This window comes from Citrobacter sp. MGH100 (genome assembly GCF_001034465.1).
Lineage (GTDB): Bacteria > Pseudomonadota > Gammaproteobacteria > Enterobacterales > Enterobacteriaceae > Citrobacter > Citrobacter youngae.
Genome location: NZ_KQ089801.1, coordinates 815,032 through 833,908, shown reverse-complemented (window position 1 = coordinate 833,908; position 18,877 = coordinate 815,032). Strand labels below are relative to the sequence as shown.

Annotated in this window: 20 protein-coding genes; 12 read left to right on the top strand and 8 right to left on the bottom strand. The window is 48.5% G+C overall.

Annotation, left to right across the window (positions count from 1 at the left end; all coding sequences use genetic code 11):
* Positions 1-260: 260 nt before the first annotated feature.
* The gene (locus SK32_RS15525) at positions 261-476 is read right to left on the bottom strand and encodes a helix-turn-helix transcriptional regulator (protein ID WP_048213495.1); all 216 of its coding nucleotides are present in this window, start codon (positions 474-476) and stop codon (positions 261-263) included.
* A 120-nt stretch (positions 477-596) separates the two neighbouring features.
* Positions 597-1,220 carry an inovirus Gp2 family protein gene (locus SK32_RS15520; protein WP_048213148.1) on the bottom strand — a complete coding sequence of 208 codons (624 nt, stop codon included), beginning with the start codon at positions 1,218-1,220 and terminating at the stop codon, positions 597-599.
* Positions 1,221-1,684: 464 nt separating this feature from the next.
* Here SK32_RS15520 and SK32_RS15515 point away from each other — a divergent pair, with 464 nt between their 5' ends.
* The 7 genes from SK32_RS15515 (at position 1,685) to SK32_RS15485 (ending at position 5,468) form a co-directional block, all read left to right on the top strand.
* Positions 1,685-2,506 (top strand): DUF932 domain-containing protein, encoded by an 822-nt coding sequence (locus SK32_RS15515; RefSeq protein ID WP_048213147.1) that lies wholly within the window; start codon positions 1,685-1,687, stop codon positions 2,504-2,506.
* Positions 2,507-2,538: 32 nt separating this feature from the next.
* Positions 2,539-2,988 carry an antirestriction protein gene (locus SK32_RS15510; RefSeq protein WP_048213146.1) on the top strand — a complete coding sequence of 150 codons (450 nt, stop codon included), beginning with the start codon at positions 2,539-2,541 and terminating at the stop codon, positions 2,986-2,988.
* A gap of 11 nt (positions 2,989-2,999) precedes the next feature.
* Positions 3,000-3,479, top strand: a complete 480-nt coding sequence (radC, locus tag SK32_RS15505) for a RadC family protein (RefSeq protein ID WP_048213145.1) — start codon at positions 3,000-3,002, stop codon at positions 3,477-3,479.
* Between the two features lie 14 nt (positions 3,480-3,493).
* On the top strand, positions 3,494-3,715 hold the full coding sequence (locus tag SK32_RS15500; protein WP_004192297.1) for a DUF987 domain-containing protein: 222 nt from the start codon (positions 3,494-3,496) through the stop codon (positions 3,713-3,715).
* 24 nt (positions 3,716-3,739) lie between these two features.
* A complete protein-coding gene (locus tag SK32_RS15495) occupies positions 3,740-4,099 on the top strand; it encodes a type IV toxin-antitoxin system YeeU family antitoxin (protein WP_048213144.1) in 360 nt (119 codons plus the stop codon).
* Between the two features lie 56 nt (positions 4,100-4,155).
* Positions 4,156-4,542, top strand: coding sequence for a TA system toxin CbtA family protein (locus SK32_RS15490; protein WP_048213143.1), 387 nt, complete (start codon positions 4,156-4,158; stop codon positions 4,540-4,542).
* A gap of 86 nt (positions 4,543-4,628) precedes the next feature.
* Positions 4,629-5,468, top strand: coding sequence for a DUF4942 domain-containing protein (locus SK32_RS15485; protein WP_048213142.1), 840 nt, complete (start codon positions 4,629-4,631; stop codon positions 5,466-5,468).
* 477 nt (positions 5,469-5,945) lie between these two features.
* On the opposite strand, the gene SK32_RS15480 is transcribed toward SK32_RS15485, so the two are convergent.
* From SK32_RS15480 to SK32_RS15450, 6 genes are all read right to left on the bottom strand, one after another.
* On the bottom strand, positions 5,946-7,112 hold the full coding sequence (locus SK32_RS15480; protein WP_086523811.1) for a lactate oxidase: 1,167 nt from the start codon (positions 7,110-7,112) through the stop codon (positions 5,946-5,948).
* Between the two features lie 49 nt (positions 7,113-7,161).
* A complete protein-coding gene (locus SK32_RS15475) occupies positions 7,162-7,728 on the bottom strand; it encodes a YceI family protein (RefSeq protein ID WP_048213140.1) in 567 nt (188 codons plus the stop codon).
* A gap of 238 nt (positions 7,729-7,966) precedes the next feature.
* Entirely contained in the window at positions 7,967-8,596 is a 630-nt protein-coding gene (locus SK32_RS15470; protein ID WP_048213139.1) for a hypothetical protein, read from the bottom strand.
* The gene (locus SK32_RS15465; RefSeq protein ID WP_048213138.1) at positions 8,596-9,318 is read right to left on the bottom strand and encodes a hypothetical protein; all 723 of its coding nucleotides are present in this window, start codon (positions 9,316-9,318) and stop codon (positions 8,596-8,598) included. Before SK32_RS15465 ends, SK32_RS15470 begins: the two co-directional genes overlap by 1 nt.
* A 297-nt stretch (positions 9,319-9,615) precedes the next feature.
* Positions 9,616-10,829 (bottom strand): IS3 family transposase gene (locus SK32_RS25765; protein WP_148735742.1). Its coding sequence is split into 2 segments (ribosomal slippage): positions 9,616-10,535 and positions 10,535-10,829, totalling 1,215 coding nucleotides; the frame shifts between segments, so codons are not numbered across the junction.
* Positions 10,830-10,860: 31 nt separating this feature from the next.
* Positions 10,861-11,388, bottom strand: a complete 528-nt coding sequence (locus SK32_RS15450; RefSeq protein ID WP_048213137.1) for a GNAT family N-acetyltransferase — start codon at positions 11,386-11,388, stop codon at positions 10,861-10,863.
* 840 nt (positions 11,389-12,228) lie between these two features.
* Here SK32_RS15450 and pgaA point away from each other — a divergent pair.
* The 5 genes from pgaA to yjdI all read left to right on the top strand — a co-directional run bounded on the left by pgaA (position 12,229) and on the right by yjdI (position 18,869).
* On the top strand, positions 12,229-14,691 hold the full coding sequence (gene pgaA, locus SK32_RS15445) for a poly-beta-1,6 N-acetyl-D-glucosamine export porin PgaA (protein WP_048213136.1): 2,463 nt from the start codon (positions 12,229-12,231) through the stop codon (positions 14,689-14,691).
* A 9-nt stretch (positions 14,692-14,700) separates the two neighbouring features.
* Entirely contained in the window at positions 14,701-16,722 is a 2,022-nt protein-coding gene (gene pgaB / locus SK32_RS15440; protein WP_048213135.1) for a poly-beta-1,6-N-acetyl-D-glucosamine N-deacetylase PgaB, read from the top strand.
* Complete coding sequence (pgaC, locus tag SK32_RS15435; protein WP_040232145.1) at positions 16,719-18,053, top strand: poly-beta-1,6-N-acetyl-D-glucosamine synthase; 1,335 nt, start codon at positions 16,719-16,721, stop codon at positions 18,051-18,053. The genes pgaB and pgaC overlap by 4 nt, the downstream gene beginning before the upstream one ends.
* On the top strand, positions 18,050-18,556 hold the full coding sequence (gene pgaD, locus SK32_RS15430; RefSeq protein ID WP_048213134.1) for a poly-beta-1,6-N-acetyl-D-glucosamine biosynthesis protein PgaD: 507 nt from the start codon (positions 18,050-18,052) through the stop codon (positions 18,554-18,556). Before pgaC ends, pgaD begins: the two co-directional genes overlap by 4 nt.
* 82 nt (positions 18,557-18,638) lie before the next feature.
* Positions 18,639-18,869, top strand: a complete 231-nt coding sequence (gene yjdI / locus SK32_RS15425; RefSeq protein ID WP_048213133.1) for a 4Fe-4S mono-cluster protein YjdI — start codon at positions 18,639-18,641, stop codon at positions 18,867-18,869.
* The last annotated feature ends 8 nt before the right edge of the window (positions 18,870-18,877 follow it).

The following is an 18,877-nucleotide window of genomic DNA, read 5'->3' as shown; positions in this document are numbered from 1 at the left end:
AAACGGAACATTTGGCATCAATCTTCCTTGCTCAATAAATGCACATAAAATCATTGCATTTTCTCTTTTGTGCAGCTATTGCTGCTACTGTAGCAGCAATAGCTTGCAAAAGTCATATTCAAAGAACTGTTTTGAGTGAAAAATAGCCTGTTTAAGTGTCACTAATCGCTTACTTTTTTACAAAGTGTACACATTCATGAATTCCATTATGTTCACTTTTCTCTATATGAAATAGTACGTTTGTCATTATAAAAAGATATTTAAGAACGAGACTCCATAACTCTATTCTGTACCCATAGTTCAATTTCGCTTTGCATCCAACGAGAGCTTCGACCTAATTTAATAGGCTTAGGGAACTCGCCATCCTGAATCAGTTTATAAAACCATTTATCAGTTAGACCTGTAAACTCTGTAATGAATTTCATATCGACCATTTTGTCGTTAAGTAGGCTGGAATTGTTGTTCTGAATAGTCATGATGGCTGTTCCCATATGTATGTTGAGATATATGGAGAAGCGCCTATGCTGGTAATGATTAACCGTTGACACATTCTCCTTCTCAACATCCACATGCCAGTAATAAATAATTTATTCCTGTTACCCTATAGAACAACCAAAGTTACGTTTACCGTCTGAATAGTCTTTACTGTACTCTTTAGCCAGATAACTTAGTCTGTTCATGATGGCTGCATAATTATCCTGGTAAGATAAGTCATACATGTTCAGACGAGCATGGCAGTTATCAGGAAAATGAATAAGTCGATAATGCTGTTGATAGTTCTCCTCTTTATCAAGATGCAATGCCCTTACCCAGGCCTCCATAATCATATATGCCAGGTTGTGTCGATATTTACCTTCATGGTCAGGTTTATATGTTCCGGGATAGGCATAAGCCTCTTGATTGAAAAATAAAGCCAGATGATAATGCTTCTTGCCATTCTTGTTAAACTCTCTTACCCATACATGTCTTATCCGACAATGATGAGTTCTTTTCCTGAAAGATAGTTTATTTAGCCTGTCTGCATTCTTCTGAGATTTCAGGGATTCCATAAACCGGGTTATTAACGTTGAGTCCTTTTCATACAGGTTATTTTCTGGCATTCTCAAATCGACTCTAAGTACCATTGTCCGGTGATATTCTCTTAGTGACTTGTTTAAAGTATCTTGGATTCTTTTTATGTGCTTTATATTTAATGGGCCATTATTGCTTAAATTAAGCATGCTCTTTCTCTTATGTTATTACATGTCAATATTATCAGGAGGTGAGTAATATTTCATTGCAAGTAACTGGTTATGATCTCTAAGGTATTGCACAGGTGTTATTTATCAGTACTTATCAAATACTATCTATTACTTATACTATATTAATATATTACCAACCCGACATGGAAGCAGTAGCAAAACTAAAAAATGCAATAGAAGAAAGAACTGTCTGAAAAAACTAATTTACTGCGCAATCATACATAATATCAACTCTGAAGTTAATTAATGAACTGTTATGTCGATTGCCTTTTTTTAACACACATAAAAACACAGCTAAATATTGTTAAGGTGAATAATCAGGAACGAACTTTATTTATCGAATTCAACACTAGACTTCACATCCTACACCAATTGCAGACAGACCATGCTCCTTCATCGGGGCATGGTCTTTTTCTTTTATGTCTTTTAATAAGGAAATATCCATGAGATTAGCCAGCCGTTTTGGTCGGGTGAACCAGATACGCCGCGACCACCCTTTAACCCGCGAAGAGCTGATGAGCCACGTCCCCAGCGTGTTCAGCGAAGAAAAGCATGAATCCCGTAGTAACCGTTACACGTATATCCCGACCATCACCCTCCTCGACAGTCTGCAGCGCGAAGGATTTGAACCCTTCTTTGCCTGTCAGACCCGAGTTCGGGACCAGAGCCGACGAGAGCACACCAAACACATGTTGCGTCTGCGTCGTGCCGGACAGCGCACCGGGCACCAGGTACCCGAGATTATCCTCCTTAATTCACACGATGGCTCATCCAGTTATCAGATGCTGCCGGGGTTGTTTCGTAGTGTCTGCTCCAACGGGCTGGTCTGTGGGCAGTCGTTTGGGGAGGTGAGGGTTCCGCATAAAGGGGATGTGGTGGAAAAAGTCATTGAAGGGGCTTACGAGGTGCTGGGGATATTTGACCGGGTGGAGGAGAAGCGCGATGCGATGCAGTCCCTGATATTACCGCTACCCGCACAGCAGGTACTGGCTAAAGCGGCGCTGGCGTATCGCTTTGGTGAAGACCACCAGCCGGTGACTGCCGCCCAGGTACTCACACCGCGTCGCTATGAAGACCGCAATGATGACCTCTGGACCGTTTACCAGCGTGTGCAGGAGAACCTGATGAAGGGAGGACTGTCAGGACGGAACGCACAGGGTAAACGCAGCCGAACCCGCGCCGTGAACGGCATTGACGGGGACGTAAAGCTCAACCGGGCCCTGTGGGTGATGACCGAAAACATGCTAGCCCTGTCTGGCCGTTGATGCCAGTCATTTTGATTACAGGAGATATATTAATGGATAAACACATTTCGCAGCCCCCTGAGGTGACAGAGCCATTCATCCTCGCAGCCACTAACGTACCGGATGAACAGCGCCTTCGTTTCTGGCCTCAGCGCTTTGGCTCCATCCCGCAATGGATAACCCTTGAGTCCAGTATCTTTGCGTGGATGGACCGGTTGTGTGCGGATTACTGCGGTGGCGTCTGGGCCTTTTACACTCTCAGCAACGGTGGTGCCTTTATGGCTCCGGAAGAGAGTGAAGGTCTATGGTCTCTGTTTAATATCCTGAATGGTAACGGGGCTGAAATGAGTGCTGAAGCTGCGGGTATTGCCGCCTGCCTGATTGCTTACAGCCACCATGCCTGCCGCACGGAGTGCGATGCCATGACAGAGCATTATTACCGTCTGCGCGACTATGCGCTGAACCACCCTGAGTGCAACGCCATTATGCACATCATCGACTGAGGTACTGCACCATGGAAAAACAGTTACCGTTGTTTGCATATGAACTGACGGCATCAGCACAACAGACCATCCGCGAGGCGCTGACTCTGCTGGAGCGCCAGTTACGTGAGCCCGGCGCGTCGTTTACCTCCGGCAGCTCAGTACGTGACTGGTTACGGCTTCATCTGACTATGGAGGAAAGAGAGGCATTTGTTCTGCTGCTGCTGGATAACCAGCACCGCCTGATTACGCACGAAACGCTGTTCAAAGGCACCATCAGCCATACCGAAGTCCATCCACGGGAAGTGGTGAAGGCCTCCCTGAAATACAATGCGGCAGCGGTGATTGTTGCTCACTGTCATCCCTCAGGCCATGCCGAACCCAGCCAGTCTGACAGACGGGTGACTGAGCGACTGAAGAATGCTCTGGACCTTGTGGGTGTGCGTCTCCTGGACCACCTCGTTATCGGCGGAATGGATATTGTCTCGTTTGCCGAACGGGGCTGGTTATAAGGGAGGAGTCATTAATGAAAATTATCAGTAAGCGTCAGGCAATGGCGATATACCGCCAGCATCCACAGTCCCGGTTGTTTCGCTTCTGTACCGGTAAATATAAATGGTCCGGTAGCATCTGCCACTATGCCGGTCGTGAGGTGGAAGATATCAGTGGTGTACTGGCCGTATTCGCAGAGCGCCGCCAGGACCGCAACGGCCCGTATGTCGTATTACGCAGCGTAAGCCTGAATTAATTCACGATTAAGGAGAGCGACATTTTGTCGAAGAACACCACGATAACAACACATGATATCAGCGAACCCTGGTGGGGACTCAGACGCAGTGTTTCCCCGTGTTTTGGTGCCCGTCTGGTCCAGGAGGGGAACCGCCTGTATTACCTGGCTGACCGGGCGAATGTTAGCGGACAGTTCTGTGATGCAGATTTGCGCCATCTTGACCAGTCTTTCCCGGTATTGATGAAACAGCTGGAGTTAATGCTCACCAGCGGTGAACTGAATCCCCGTCATCAGCACGGCGTCACACTGTGTGCAAAAGGCCTGACCTGCGAGGCCGATACCCTCGGTTCGCATGGCTACGTTTATATCGCGATTTATCCCACTCCCGTCACCACAGAATAACACCGTACTACTTCGCCCTTCAGCAAACTACATCTTCCACTAAAGAGATAACGTTTATGCAAACGAAATTACCCTTCATGCGGGCGGCATCGTCACGTCCGTCTCCCGTTGATGTCTGGCAGACTCTCCTGACCTGCCTGCTGGAGCACCACTATGGCCTCACGCTTAGCGATACGCCGTTCAGTGATGAACAGGTGATTCAGCAGCATATCGATGCGGGTATCTCGCTGGTCGATGCCCTGAATTTTATCGTTGAGAAGTATGAACTGGTCCGCACTGACCGGCCAGGCTTCAGCATCATGGAGCAGTCTCCGTTTATTACGGCGATTGATATCCTCCGGGCCAGAAAGGCTACGGGGCTGATGAACCGTGGTACGTATAAAGAGGTGACGGCTATTACCAGAGGACAACATCCGCAGGCACGCACTTCAGGCAAGCGATGATGTGGATAAAACGAACCGCGTCCCACAAGTACATAAGCACCAGCCCTGACTGGCTGGTGTTTTTCTGACTATGAAGGAGAAAAATAATGGTCGTGCAAAATGTTACTGAACCCGAAGTGTTAACCGGGCACACCGGGGTGATTTGTTCCACCAGCATTGAACGTATTGTCACAGGCCGTAATGCTGCGCTGACACGGATTCAAAGCCTTATCAGTGAACTTGATGATATCTCCATTCTGACCCACGATATCGGCGGTGGTACAGCACAAGAGTGGGGAATGCGGGAGGGCCATCGCTACGATTGTTGGTTCACGGAAAAAACCGATAAAGCAATGAAAGCGATGACCCGCAATATTGATCGCCGCATCTGGCGAGAGCTGATGAATAAATCAGGCATGCTAGCACTGATGGATGCTGAGGCCCGTGACGAGTGGCACAAAAGCCTGGAGAAAGGCGATATCCCAGCGATCTGCGAGGCCAATATCCTGAGTACCTTTGAGCAACTGCATAAGAGCAAAGGTGAGGTATTTGAGCGTGGTGTTATCAACGTTTTTAAAGCGTTATCGTGGGATTATAAAACGAACTCACCCTGTAAGTTTGGTAAGAAAATCATCGTGGATGGGCTGGTTTCTTACAACCGTTGGGGGTTTAACTTAACTCATGGATATCGACGTGACCAACTTGTCGATCTGGAGCGTATGCTGACTCTGCTTAACGGCAAGCCGCTGCCGGATAACCGATCTGATATTGCCTGTCGGCTGAGTGACCATATCGGTCAGCAGCGTACTTCGACGGTGTATGACGATGAGCTATTCAGAATTCATTATTTTCAGAAGGGGAGTGCGCACATAGTGTTCAAACGTCCCGAGTTGATTGAGCGACTGAACGATATCATTGCCAGGCACTATCCGGGGATGCTAGCTTGATTATGTTGTGGTAGTTGGGTTCCCTGTTTGGCAACCAAACTATGTGCAGTTCTGTGAAAATCCAAGCGGAAGAATTACTGTATACGAATGTGTATAGCTATTGATGTAATGTAATAAAAATAATTTCATTACAATGAGTTAAGTTCTTTGTTCGATTCCCTTCGCCCGCTCCAAACTCAAGTCTACTGAAGTCTACCAAACTCAATTTTCTCTTGATAAATCAGCAGTTATAGCATTCTATTAGTCTATTGAACTCAATTGTACTCCCTCAGGGCGACTGAGTGATTTCACTATGGGATATGCGCTTTACGGGGTCGGCTTGCACTTTGGCTATTAAGGTATTTTTCCTCCATGGTGAATAAATAAAATACCGGCCATAGTGGCCGGTATTCAGCATTATTATCTATTTTTTAATAATGTCTCTGGTGAGTGGAGTAGAGGGGTTAATATTCCACACCGTTAACCCAAAGTATGCTCTTATTCTTCCAGATCACGTAAGGTCAACAATTTGGTTTTTTTCACCTGCTCGATATCTTTGGTTCCACCGAGCATCATATTGATGACTAATTCTTTGTTGAGTTGCTCGACAACAGAAGCAACACCCTGAGCCCCGCCAAGGTTTAGACCGTACAGGACAGGACGCCCAATAGCCACGATATCAGCGCCACTAGCGATAGCTTTAAATACATGTGAGCCACGACGTACACCACTATCAAAAATAATGGGTACGCGTTTATTTACCACTTTTGCGATAGAGGGCAATACATCAAATGAGGATGGCCCACTATCGAGTTGCCTTCCCCCGTGGTTAGAAACCCAGATAGCTGCAGCTCCGGCCTTAATAGCAATTTCTGCATCTTCCGGCGATTGAATTCCTTTCACAATGACCGGCAAACCGGAGATTTGGTGAACGTATTTAATATCTTCCGGTGTGAAGGCTTGTTTGGCTTGTGCGTAAATTTCGCTGATACCAGAACCTTTGCCTGTTTTTGAACCGTCATCACTCTGCTTCGCAAACATCTCAAGATTTGCAAAGCCGAGAGGGAACTGGAAATTATTTTTTATATCGTCTTCACGATATCCACCAACAGGTGAATCGACTGTCAGAATGATCGCTTTTGCACCATGCTTAACTGCTTCACTCAGTATAAATTCGTTAAACTTATTGTTTTTACTCATATAGAGCTGGAAGAAAAACGGATTTCCCTCTGATGCCCTGGAAACGTCTTCAATGGTTTTATTTCCGTAGGTGCTTAAAGAGAAAATTGAACCTACCTGGGCCATTCCTCGGGCTGTGGCAAGTTCACCGGCTTCGTGCGCCAGACCCTGGGCTGCCATTGGCGCCTGGATTATGGGGGTTTTTAGCGGAATGCCCAGCAAGCTGGTTGAAAGATTGATATTTTTTAATTCAATACCTTGCAATACTCGAGGAACGATAAATTTCTTATCAAAGCTCTCGGTATTGCTGCGCAGATTATTTTCATCTTCCGCGCCTCCACGAATATAACCAAATGCTCCCTTTTCCATTCTGGCTTTTACTTGATCTTCAAGAGCGTCAATGTTGACCATTTTAATGGGGTGCTCTTCGGTGCTGGCTTTATATGCTTCGGCTTGCGCCATACCCGATGAAATCATCATAGCCATAGAGGCTATGGCCAGAACTGTTTTATTCACTTTCACTCTTACTTCCTTGTTATTGGCGTATTGCTTCAGCCTGAATACTAATATCAACTGTTTTGCTCATTCCTATGTTGACGAGATAATCAACACCCCATAGGGTACGATCAATTTTTGCAGAGAAATCGCCACCGCAGACCTGAGCATTGAAAACCGGACTCATATAGCAGCCGAATTTGGTCGTCGTTAACGTGACAGGTTTAGTAACACCCTTCATCGTCAACATCCCTTCAATAGAGGCGGGTTTGCCCTCAGAGAAGTTCCATTTTGTTGATTTGAATACAATATTCGGATGTTTTTCTGCATCGAGTATATCGCTTCTACGGATATGTTTATCAAATGCTTCCAGACCGGTATTTAGAGACTTAACAGGAATGGTTACCTGCATTTCACCTTGCTGTTTCTCTGGAAGATATTTCACTTCTCCGCTGATGGAGTAAAAGCCACCATGGTTGGTTGATGTCTGAAAATGGTCGATATTAAATGTCGCATTCGTATGCGTACTATCCAATTTATATACTTCGGCATGTGCAATATTCACAAAACCTAATGCGCATATTGCGATCAATATGTTCTTGTTCATGGTGTAACCTCAGAGATAAAAAACAGATGCATTTATAATTCATGTGTTATAACCCGTCCAGATTGAAAAGTGGGAAGCAGTGTCCCATTTATAGAACGATAGGGAGATGCAGGGGGACTATTCTCTATTGAATAATCCCCCTGCATCACTTTGGAATTATAAGGATATATTGGATTTAATATTACCCGCTCAATCTCTGATAACACTTATAAAAATTAAGTTATCCTGCGATAACAGGTTATCCTTGCATGAGATATTCTCTATGTTCCAAAATTTTTTCCACCAGTAGATTCACTCCATTGTCGTTCGCGATATCTATCAGCGGCACTGAAAATCCGATACCGCGAATTTGGTTATTGTCAGAAAATTGTACTTTGGAATGGGTATCAGGATAGCCCTCATAGCTGTCCCACATCTCTTCTGGAGAGGAATACGGTGTGTCATTGTTTGCTGCTGAGAAGAGATAAATATTCAGATAACTTTGGGATTTGTCGGCGGGTGTTTTCAGTTGGGTTGCCAGTGGTTCTTCATCTTTTGGGTACTGTGATGTGCGCTGGTGATATTCTAATTCGCTGTCAGTAACCAATTTAAAATCAATCACATAGTCGGTCATCAACATCGGTAAAGAAGGCTGCTTTTGTTTGCCAAAGACGAATGATACATCCATCATTGGCAGGTAGTCCCATTTCCAACTCTCCAGTGGATTCACGCCGCGACGAGGAGGTTTATTGAAACTCCATGTATCCCAGAGGAGAAAAGAGGTTTCTATTTTCTGCGCAACCTCATTGATCATTGGCAGAATTTGCTGGTAATACGCCCCGCAGATGCGGTGAGCCTGACGAACCTGAGCAAAGGGATCATGTGTCATTATTGTTCCTTAATAAGTGATAAATCGCCGGAGAGGGGATTCTCTGTCAGAAATTGACTAAATCTGTGCCATGGAAGTAGTGGTTCGCGGATGCCGTACAGAGCAAGGGCTTTCAGGCAATCAGCAACGATGCGCTTATCCTGAGGGGCATTCCATTCTGAATGCTGGAAAATTTCTCTGAGTCTACGCCATTCCAGTCCATGAAATTCAACCTGGGGAAACTCTGTCGCTAATTCGTGAAACCAGGTTTTTGCGGCGGCGGGCAAGTTGCCCAGAGCTAAAAAATGGACAACAGGTTTGGCGTCATCATCGTGTAAATAAGTATAAAGTTCTTTTCGCCATTGCTGTTGATATTGCATCCCTCCAGCAGGTGGTTTTACCTCGACAATCAGTGCCGCATGTTCGAAAGTGATGACCACATCCGGTTCAGAAAATTGTTCCAGACCAGATGTGTATGGCTGCATTTTTTCATCAATGGAATCGGGAAAAGCGAATTTTGGCCAGAAAGCGATAGCTTCATAAGCTCCCCAATCATCCCTGGATTTCCCGGTCAATGCAGAAAAGAAATGACTCATTGCAGCAGGTGATAAATAGTTAACCCGGCTCCAGATTGCAGCTGTGAGTAGATCTTCATAGGACTGAAAAACAGTTCGCCAGCTTTGTCGCATCCCTTCATTTAGCGTTATTCTTCCCGCTTTACCTTCCAGAATGGCATTTAACATCCCATATTCCTTAATGTGGCTTAGCTAATAAAATTAGTCGGTTAGCTTTATTTTCTAATCGTTTATACTGACATGTTCAAGCGTAGCAATCATCTACCTTATCATTCCATCTTGCCAGTCCTGCACCACAGAAATCTATCTGATGAAACCCCTCTGGGTATCGTGTTGTTGTGCGCAAAAAGGCATTTTCGTAAAGGAAGATGGCGAGTAGCAGGTAGATAAAGCAGGCAAACGACTAAAATAAGTATTAAGGGGGGCTCCTCCGTTTTCCCTCAGAGCATCATGCCAGTGTAGTGGTCAAGTAATACTGGCCACAGTTTTACAGTAAAAATGGTATCTGTTCTCAGACTCTTCCGGCGTCAGTCCACCGTTATAATGGTGAGGTCTGACGCTGTTGTAGTAGTTCAGTATGTAATCATTAATTTGCTGCCGGGCCTCGTCCTTGCCTGCATAACCATGTGCTGGCACCCATTCTGTTTTCAGACTGCGGAAGAAGCGTTCCATTGGACTGTTATCCCAGCAGTTTCCCCGTCGACTGACGCTTTGTTTTATTCTGTAACGCCAGAGAAGTTGCTGATATTTCAGACCTGTATATTGGCTTCCCTGGTCGCTATGGAACATGACATCACGCGGTTGACCACGCGTTTCATAGGCCATCCGCAGGGCACTGCTTATCAGTGCGGTATCGGCATGTACTGACAGACTCCAGCCGACAACCCTGCGGGCAAAAAGATCCATGACGACCGCCAGATAGCACCAGCGATTTCCTGCCCAGAGATACGTAATGTCTCCGCACCACACCCGGTCTGGTTCGGGCACAGCGAACTGACGCTCGAGCAGATTCGGCAGGCAGGTATGCTCCTGACGGGCATTTTTGTACTGATGTTTTCCGGGCTGATAACTGCTCAGGTTCAGATATTTCATCAGACGTCCGGCACGGTAACGGCTCATCGCGACGCCGTTTTGGGTCAGCATGTCAGCCAGAGTGCGTGCCCCCGCAGAGCCCCGACTCTGGTTCCACGCCCGACGTATTTCGCTGCACAACCTGACGTGTACCGGATTAACCATATCGCGTCGTTTTCGCCAGTACCGGTAACTGCTGCGGTGTATTTCCAGCGCGGAGCACAGGCTGACAACCGTGTGGCTGTCACTCAGTCTGGCAACTATCGTGAACCGTTCAGCGAGTCGGACATCAAGAGCGCAGTAGCCTTTTTTAATATCGTATTTTGTTCCTCCAGACGGCGAACCTGCTTTTCCAGCTCGCGGATACGTTGCTGGTCTGGAGTAATGGGCGTGGCAGTGGGCGTAATCCCCTGGCGCTCTCGTCTGAGCTGGCGTACCCAGGACTCAAGCGTGGTAGAACCAACATTCATTGCTTCACTGGCTTGTCGATATGAGTAGCCTTTATCAACAATCAGCTGTGCACATTCCAGCCTGAACTCAGGGGTGAAAGTACGTTTAGTTTTCTTGTTCATTAAGTCACCTGTTTTATGTTGTGGTGAGAATATCACCTTTAATCAGGTGGCCAAATTTACTGTGCCACTACACAGCGTCGGGCGGCAGTGTGCTGTTACCTTCACCCAGATTACGTTGTAGCAATACGGTATCGAGCCAGCGACCATGCTTGAAGCCAATATTCTTTAGCGTGCCGACCTCCATAAATCCGACCTGCTGGTGGACTTTCAGCGATCCCTGATTATTGCTGTCGCCGACGATGGCAATCATCTGTCGGTAGCCGTGTGTTTCTGCCCATGTAATGACATGGTGTAGTAGCGCTTTGCCCGCGCCCTGACGTTGTGCTGTCGGATCAATATAAATCGAGTCTTCGAGCGTATAACGGTAGGCATAGCGTTCACGGTAGCGAGTGAGATAACAGTAGCCGATGACTTTTTCGTCCTGCAGGGCCACAACCCACGGCAACCCCAGCTCGCGGATCTTAGTCAGGCGAACAAGCATTTCGCGAGAATCTGGCGGGTTAGTCTCAAAGCTGGCCGTCCCGTGAAGAACATGATGTGCGTAGATAGTATGGATAGCGGGGATGTGCTTTTCTTCTGCGTTAACGATTTTCATTGACCAGTTCCCGTTGGCATCTTTTGCCAGATTACCTGAAAGAATGCGGAAAGGGTAAGCGTAAAAGCTTATGGCTCAATGGACATCATTCAATAGTATTAGGCTTGTATTTTGTAAGGGTAAAATTGATTGTCGTTGATATCGCCAATAATTTAACAAATAGATAAGTACAGTTTTACGGAATGATAAATACACTTGGGCGTAGTGGAATTAACAATTGCCTGTGGTAGTTCATTGAGGTATTCCACAATGCCATTTTTGGTAGGTGATAAACATACTGCTCATAAAGCCCTTTAATTTCATTTTGTTATATCTTTACCTAATTCTTTTTGCCTGGTGTTATGTTGCCGATTTAACCCTGAAACTTAGCCGTTTAAAATTAACTGATGTTATTTATAGTGTTATCAGTTACTGTTAATTATCAGGTTTTTCCTGTCAATTTTCAAAATGCTTATCAGGCAAACAGTTACCTGGTGTTTCTATATTTGCTGATAATAGTTATCATCGTTACGTGGTTTCGTCACGGAAACTTAATCTAAATCCAGTATTCGATCCCAAGAGTATTAGGATAATTTGGTTTAAAATACTTTTTTTGCCTAAGAGTTTTCTTATAACATAGCAAGACCCCACACTGAGTGATAAAATTCCTGAGCTTTCGCCAGCCTCTCAACGACGAGTGGACGAGTCATAGGGAGTCAATAAGACGAAAGAATTAAATGATTTTTAGCCATATTACGAAATAAGCGGCAGTGCACTTTACATGGTCGGCAACCGTCATGGAATGACTATAACTTATTGAAAACGCTTATTTTTACTATGATGTAAGATATAAGGGCAGATATGTTCAGTATGCGTCGACATGCCAACTTTATTAAACGCTTCAAGTCAGTAACCTGTTTATTTACGGCAAGCGTTCTTTTCCCAATGCAAGCCTCTGCAGCAGTATCAGATTACGATGCGTTGATTATTGAAGCGCGAGGTGGTAATAGCACACCGTTATTGCGCTACCTTGAGGAGCAGGGAAAGAAAAGTGCGTTAACGCCAAATCAGGTGGCTGACTGGCTGCAAGTATCCAGTTGGGTTGATAACAACGATAAAGCAACCATTGATATCTGGCAAAGGTATCGTGGACAGATGGAAGTGCCCGCACGCGGCAAAGTGGCCGCTGCACGTGCGTATCGCAATCAGAAGAGCTGGAATGAATCATTAGCGCTCTGGGAGAGCGTTGTACAGGAAGAGCCTGAGAACGCCGATGTGCGTACTGGCTGGATCATGACGCTGGCGGATGCACGTTACAATCAGCAGGCCCTGACTGAAGCGAATAAATGGGCACGTGCGCATCCGGGGGCTGACTCTGATGCACTGCTTGCCTATGTGTATCATTCACAGGGTAAAAACTGGGATGCGCTGTTAGTCGCCAGCCAGGCGGATGAAGTTGATCCGGGTAACAAAAATGCGAAATCCACGCTGTTGTCAGCGCTGTCAGCCAACCGTGTTGCTGAACCGGCGTTGGGACTGACGGAAGTGGTTCCGACATCTGACCCCGTTAAGCGGCGTCTGGCGCTTGATGCTGCAGCCGAAAAGGTGCGCGCTTCTTATACCTCTGCACGAAATGAAGATGAGCGTTTTATCGTGGCGGATAAAGCGCTTGCCCGCTATGACCAGTTGCTGGCAGCCTGGAAAGATGAACCTGCAGCTCAGGGGGATGTGCGTCGGGCGAGGATTGACCGCATGGGGGCCCTGCTGGTGCGTAAGCGCACTGCCGACGTGATTCAGGAGTACGAATCCCTTTCCGCGGACGGTGAAGTGCCCAACTATGCCAAACGTTGGGTGGCTTCGGCGTGGCTCAGCGAACGTCAGCCGGAAAAGACCGAAGCAATGCTGGCGAGCATCTATTATCCGAACGGACCTATCCCTGTTACGCCGCTCAGTCCTGAAGATCAACAGGATCTGTTCTATGCGCATATTGATAATGAAAACTTTGATGCCGCTAAAAAACAAGTTGATGACTTGATCAAAGAGAGCCCGTATCTGCGTCGTATCTACGGCTCGCCAACGCCACAGCCTAACGATAACTGGCTGCTCGGGCAGACGCTGCTGACGCAATATCATCTTGCTGCCAATGAACTGCCTGAGGCAGAAAAACTCTCAGAACATCTGGCACGAACGGGGTCCGGTAACCAGGGGTTGCGCATAACCTATGCTTCCGTTTTGGAAGCCCGTGGATTGCCACATGCGGCGGAAAAAGAGTTAAAGCTTGCGGAAGTGATCGAGCCCAGCAACCTGGAGCTGGAGCGTCAGCAGGCCTATGTGGCGCTGGATCTTCAGGAGTGGAAACAGGCCGATGAGCTGACCGATGATGTCATCGCCCGTAGCCCGGATGACGAAGCGACGCTGCGCCTGGCACGGATCCGTGATGTGCACAAAATGTCGGAAGTGCGTATCAGCGGTACGCAGGGGATCTCCTCCGATAGTCCGGTCAGCGGTAAGAATGACTTCAACATCAATACAGCGATTTACAGCCCGCCGATTAATGACAACTGGCGACTGTTTACCGGTTTCAACTTTGCCACCGGCGAGTTTGAAGAAGGAAAGGGCATCAGCCGCGATCTGGCGGCTGGTGCTGAATGGACTTCACGTGATTACTGGGCCGAAATGGAACTGTCTGGCCGTAATTATGGCGACGGGCAGAAAATGGGGGGCCGTCTTTCAGCCTGGCATGACTTCAATGATAACTGGCGTGTGGGTGGGTCAGCAGAGCGTCTTTCCCGCAATACGCCACTGCGTGCGCTGCGTAGCGGCGTATATGCAAACGGCGGCGACATGTATGTCCGCTGGTACCAAAACGAACGGCGAGAGTATCAATTGTCGTTTGCGGCCTCACATTTCTCGGATGGTAACGATCGTCTCGAATACGGGCTTAGCGGAAAAGAGCGTATGTGGACGACACCGCGCTTCACACTGGACTTTACCCCGGGTATCGGCGGTAGCACCAACACCAAAGAGAATGTGCCGTATTACAACCCCAAAAGTGATTTCTCCGTAGTTCCCGGCTTGACCGCGGAGCAGGTGCTTTACCGACACTATGACACCGTGTGGACACAGCAAGGAGTGGCTGGTGTGGGCGGCTACTGGCAACAAGGTGAAGACGCAGGGGCTATCGTCCAGTTGGGTTACGGTCAACGGCTTAAATGGAACAACGTCGTAGATGGCGGGGTGATGCTGGTGTGGGATAAACGCCCCTACGACGGTAAACGTGAGCGGAATATCTCCCTCGCTTTCGATTTGAATGTCAGGTTTTAAGGATTGTTCATGCTGAAAAGATGCCTATGGCTTAGCGCACTCATCGCTGGCTGGTTGATGATTACCGCGTGCAGCAGTGCGCACAATACGACGCCTCGCTACGTTCCTCCTGATGAGAGAACGCCGCTGACGGCCGATCACCCGTGGCCGAAAAATAGTTTTTTGGTTCTGGGTTATCACGATGTAGAGGATGATGCAGCCGATCAGCGCTACCTCTCTGTGCGTACCAGCGCGCTGAGCGATCAAATAGCCTGGCTCCGTGATAATGGCTATAACCCGATCAGCGTTCAGCAAATTCTGGATGCTCATGACGGTAAAATCGTGCTGCCGGAAAAAGCGGTTCTGCTCACCTTTGATGACGGGTATAGCAGTTTCTATACCCGCGTCTGGCCGCTGCTGAAAGCTTACAACTGGCCAGCCCTTTGGGCACCGGTTGGAAGCTGGGTGGATGCCCCCGCGGACAAAAAAGTCGATTTTGGTGGCCTGATGACGGCGCGCGACAAATTCGCCACCTGGAAGATGGTCGAGGAAATGGGCAAATCGCCGTTGGTAGAAATCGGCGCGCATACCTGGAACTCGCATTTCGGTGCTGAGGCGAACCCGCAGGGAAGTAAAGAACCTGCAGTGGCAAACCGTCTCTACGATAAGAAAACCGGCACTTACGAAACGGACGAGCAATACTATCGCCGTATTAATACCGATATCTCTTTGATCACCAATAAAATTAAAGCGGTAACGGGGAAATCGCCACGTGCGTGGGTATGGCCTTACGGTGCCGCCAGCGGTACGACCTTAAACCTGGCCAAAGAGCAAGGTTATAAGATGGCGTTTACGCTTAATGAAGGGCTGGCGAATGCGGCATTCCTTGATGATATCCCGCGTGTACTGATTTCTGATAACCCATCGCTCAAGCGTTTTGCCAGTCAGGTTGCTCAGGTGCGTGAACCGCAGACGATGCGCGTGATGCATGTCGATCTGGATTACGTCTATGACAAAGACCCCGCCCAGCAGAAGCGCAACATCGATAAGCTGATCCAGCGTGTCTACGACATGCGTATCTCTCATGTCTTCCTGCAGGCGTATGCCGACCCTAAAGGCGACGGGAACATTCGCGAGGTCTATTTCCCTAACCGCTGGCTGCCGATGCGCGCCGATCTGTTTAACTATATCTCCTGGCAGTTACAAACCCGTGCAGGGGTTACCGTGTACGCCTGGATGCCGGTGCTGGCTTTCGATCTGGATGCCTCAATTCCGCGTGTAACGGCATGGGATCCGAAAACCGGACGTACTGCGATCAACCGCGAGAACTATGTCCGTCTTTCACCCTGGAGCAGTGAAGCGCGTCAGCGCATTACCGAGATCTACGAAGACCTGGCGAAGCACGCCAGCTTCAAAGGCATCTTGTTCCATGACGATGCCTTCCTGACGGATTTTGAAGATGCGTCGCCGGAGGCGTTAGCCGCCTACCGTGCCGCAGGACTTCCGGGAAGCATCGAGCAAATCCGTAATAACCCTCAGGCGTTTGAGCGCTGGACGCGCCTGAAAAGTAAGATGCTGATCGACTTCACCAAACAGCTGACTCAGTCTGTGCGTAATATTCGCGGTCCACAGGTGCAAACTGCGCGCAATATTTACGCCATGCCGGTACTGGAGCCTGAAAGTGAAGCCTGGTTTGCGCAAAACCTGAATGATTTCCTGAATACCTATGACTGGACGGCACCCATGGCGATGCCATTTATGGAGCAGATCCCGGCCAATGATGCTAACGCCTGGCTTGATCGACTGGTGAATGCTGTCGCACAGACGCCCGGCGCGCTGGATAAAACCGTGTTTGAACTGCAGGCACGCGACTGGCGTAAATCCGGGGAACAGGCCGAAATCAGCGGTAAACAGCTCGCCGAATGGATGCGTCAGCTTAAGTTAAGCGGCGCAGGCAACTATGGCTATTACCCGGATGATTTCATCAGCGATAAACCTGAGATGTCAGAGATTCGTTCGACGTTCTCCTCATACTGGTACCCGCAAAAATGACCGATCGCATAATTGCTTTCCTGATACTTTGCCTGATGTTCAGCCTGCCGTTTGGCGTGGCTGTCGTCTTCACGGGTGAAGTGATGTTGAACTTTGTCTTCTTCTGGCCCTTGTTCATGTCTGCATTGTGGATAAGCGGCGGGGTCTATTTCTGGTTTTACCGTGAGCGTCACTGGAAATGGGGAGATGAAACGCCGCCGCCTACTTTGGAGGGAAATCCGCTGGTCTCGATTTTGATCCCGTGTTTTAACGAAGGGATCAACGCGCGCGAAACGATCGAGGCCGCACTGGCCCAGCGATATAAGAATATTGAAGTTATTGCCATCAATGATGGTTCGACGGATGACACGCACGATGTTCTGGAACAGCTGGCAACAGAGTACCCAAGCCTGCGAGTGATTCACTTAGCGGAAAACCAGGGGAAAGCCCTGGCTCTTAAGACCGGCGCAGCTGCAGCGCGCAGTGATTACCTGGTGTGCATCGATGGGGATGCGTTACTGGATCGTGATGCCGTCGCCTATATCGTGGCTCCGCTTATCCAGTTCCCGCGCGTTGGTGCGGTGACCGGTAACCCGCGTATTCGTACCCGCTCGACGTTAATTGGCCGCGTACAGGTTGGTGAGTTCTCGTCGATTATCGGCTTAATCAAGCGTACCCAGCGAGTCTACGGGCAGATATTTACCGTTTCAGGTGTCGTTGCCGCGTTTCGTCGCCGGGCGTTGGCTGAAGTTGGCTACTGGAGCCCGGACATGATCACTGAAGATATCGATATCAGCTGGAAGCTGCAATTGCGCCACTGGTCGGTATTCTTTGAGCCGCGCGCACTGTGTTGGATCCTGATGCCTGAAACGTTAAAAGGGCTGTGGAAACAGCGCCTGCGCTGGGCACAAGGTGGTGCGGAGGTGTTTATCGTTAACATGCGCCGCCTGTGGTCGTGGGAATTCCGCCGTATGTGGCCGCTGTTCCTTGAGTTCTGTTTCTCTACCGCTTGGGCATTTGCGTATGCGGTTAGTATCGTGCTGTTCCTGTTAGGGCTGCTATTCCCGATGCCAGACACGCTGTATGTTCAGCATCTGTTCCCGCCAGCCTTCACTGGACTTATCCTCGGCGTGGTCTGCCTGTTGCAGTTCGCGGTGAGCCTGATGATTGAACGGCGCTATGAAAAAGGGATTGGGGCCTCATTGTTCTGGATCATCTGGTTCCCGGTGGTGTACTGGATGCTGAGTCTGTTCACCACGCTGGTGGCGTTCCCCAAAGTGATGCTCAAACGCAAACGCGGCAGGGCACGCTGGGTCAGTCCTGATCGCGGTATCGGGAGGATTGAATCATGAACCAACCGCTGATTTTTACCGAACGGCGTCTGCTGCCGCGGGTGATCGACGTCGTGTTGACGCTTATTGCCTGGATTGGGTTCTTATACCTGATTTATAAAGGGTTGATCGTCGCACTGGCGCATTCACCGCATATAGGGGTTCGCCCCTTTTTCACGACCCTGGATACGGTGACGTTTTACATTCTTATTGCCCTGGTCAATGGTCTGGTGCTAATTGGTTGGGCTAAGTACAACCAGTTTCGTTTCCGGGTGGAACGCCGCAGTCGCAGACCGGGTCTGGAAGAGCATGAGCTGGCGGAAAGTTTACGCATTACCCGCGAGCTGGTGACCGAGCTGAACAAGGCGAGGGTGCTGACGGTTCACCATCATGAAAGTGGTGAGATCAGTCATATCGATGTGGACAGGGATATCGCCGATAACCGTCTGCCGCCACCGACGCCTGCGATGCTGGAGTATTTGCCACCAGAGCAGCAGCCGTCGTGGCAGAGACGGTCTGAGTGATATTTCTGCTTTCAGCGGCTTCCTTCAGCCTCGCATCGGTCTATGATTAGACCCAGACAATAAAAAAATGTGAGGCAATGTCGTGGATAAGGAACTACTGGATGCAGGTTACCGGGCCTATACCGGCGAGAAGATTGATGTCTATTTCAACACGGGGATGTGCCAACATTCGGGTAATTGCGTACGAGGAAGCGCAAAGGTTTTTAACCTGAAGCGTAAACCGTGGATCATCCCGGATGAAGTCGATGTTGCGACGGTTATCAGGGTTATTGATACCTGTCCGAGTGGTGCACTGAAGTATCGCCAGAAATAAGTGAGGGA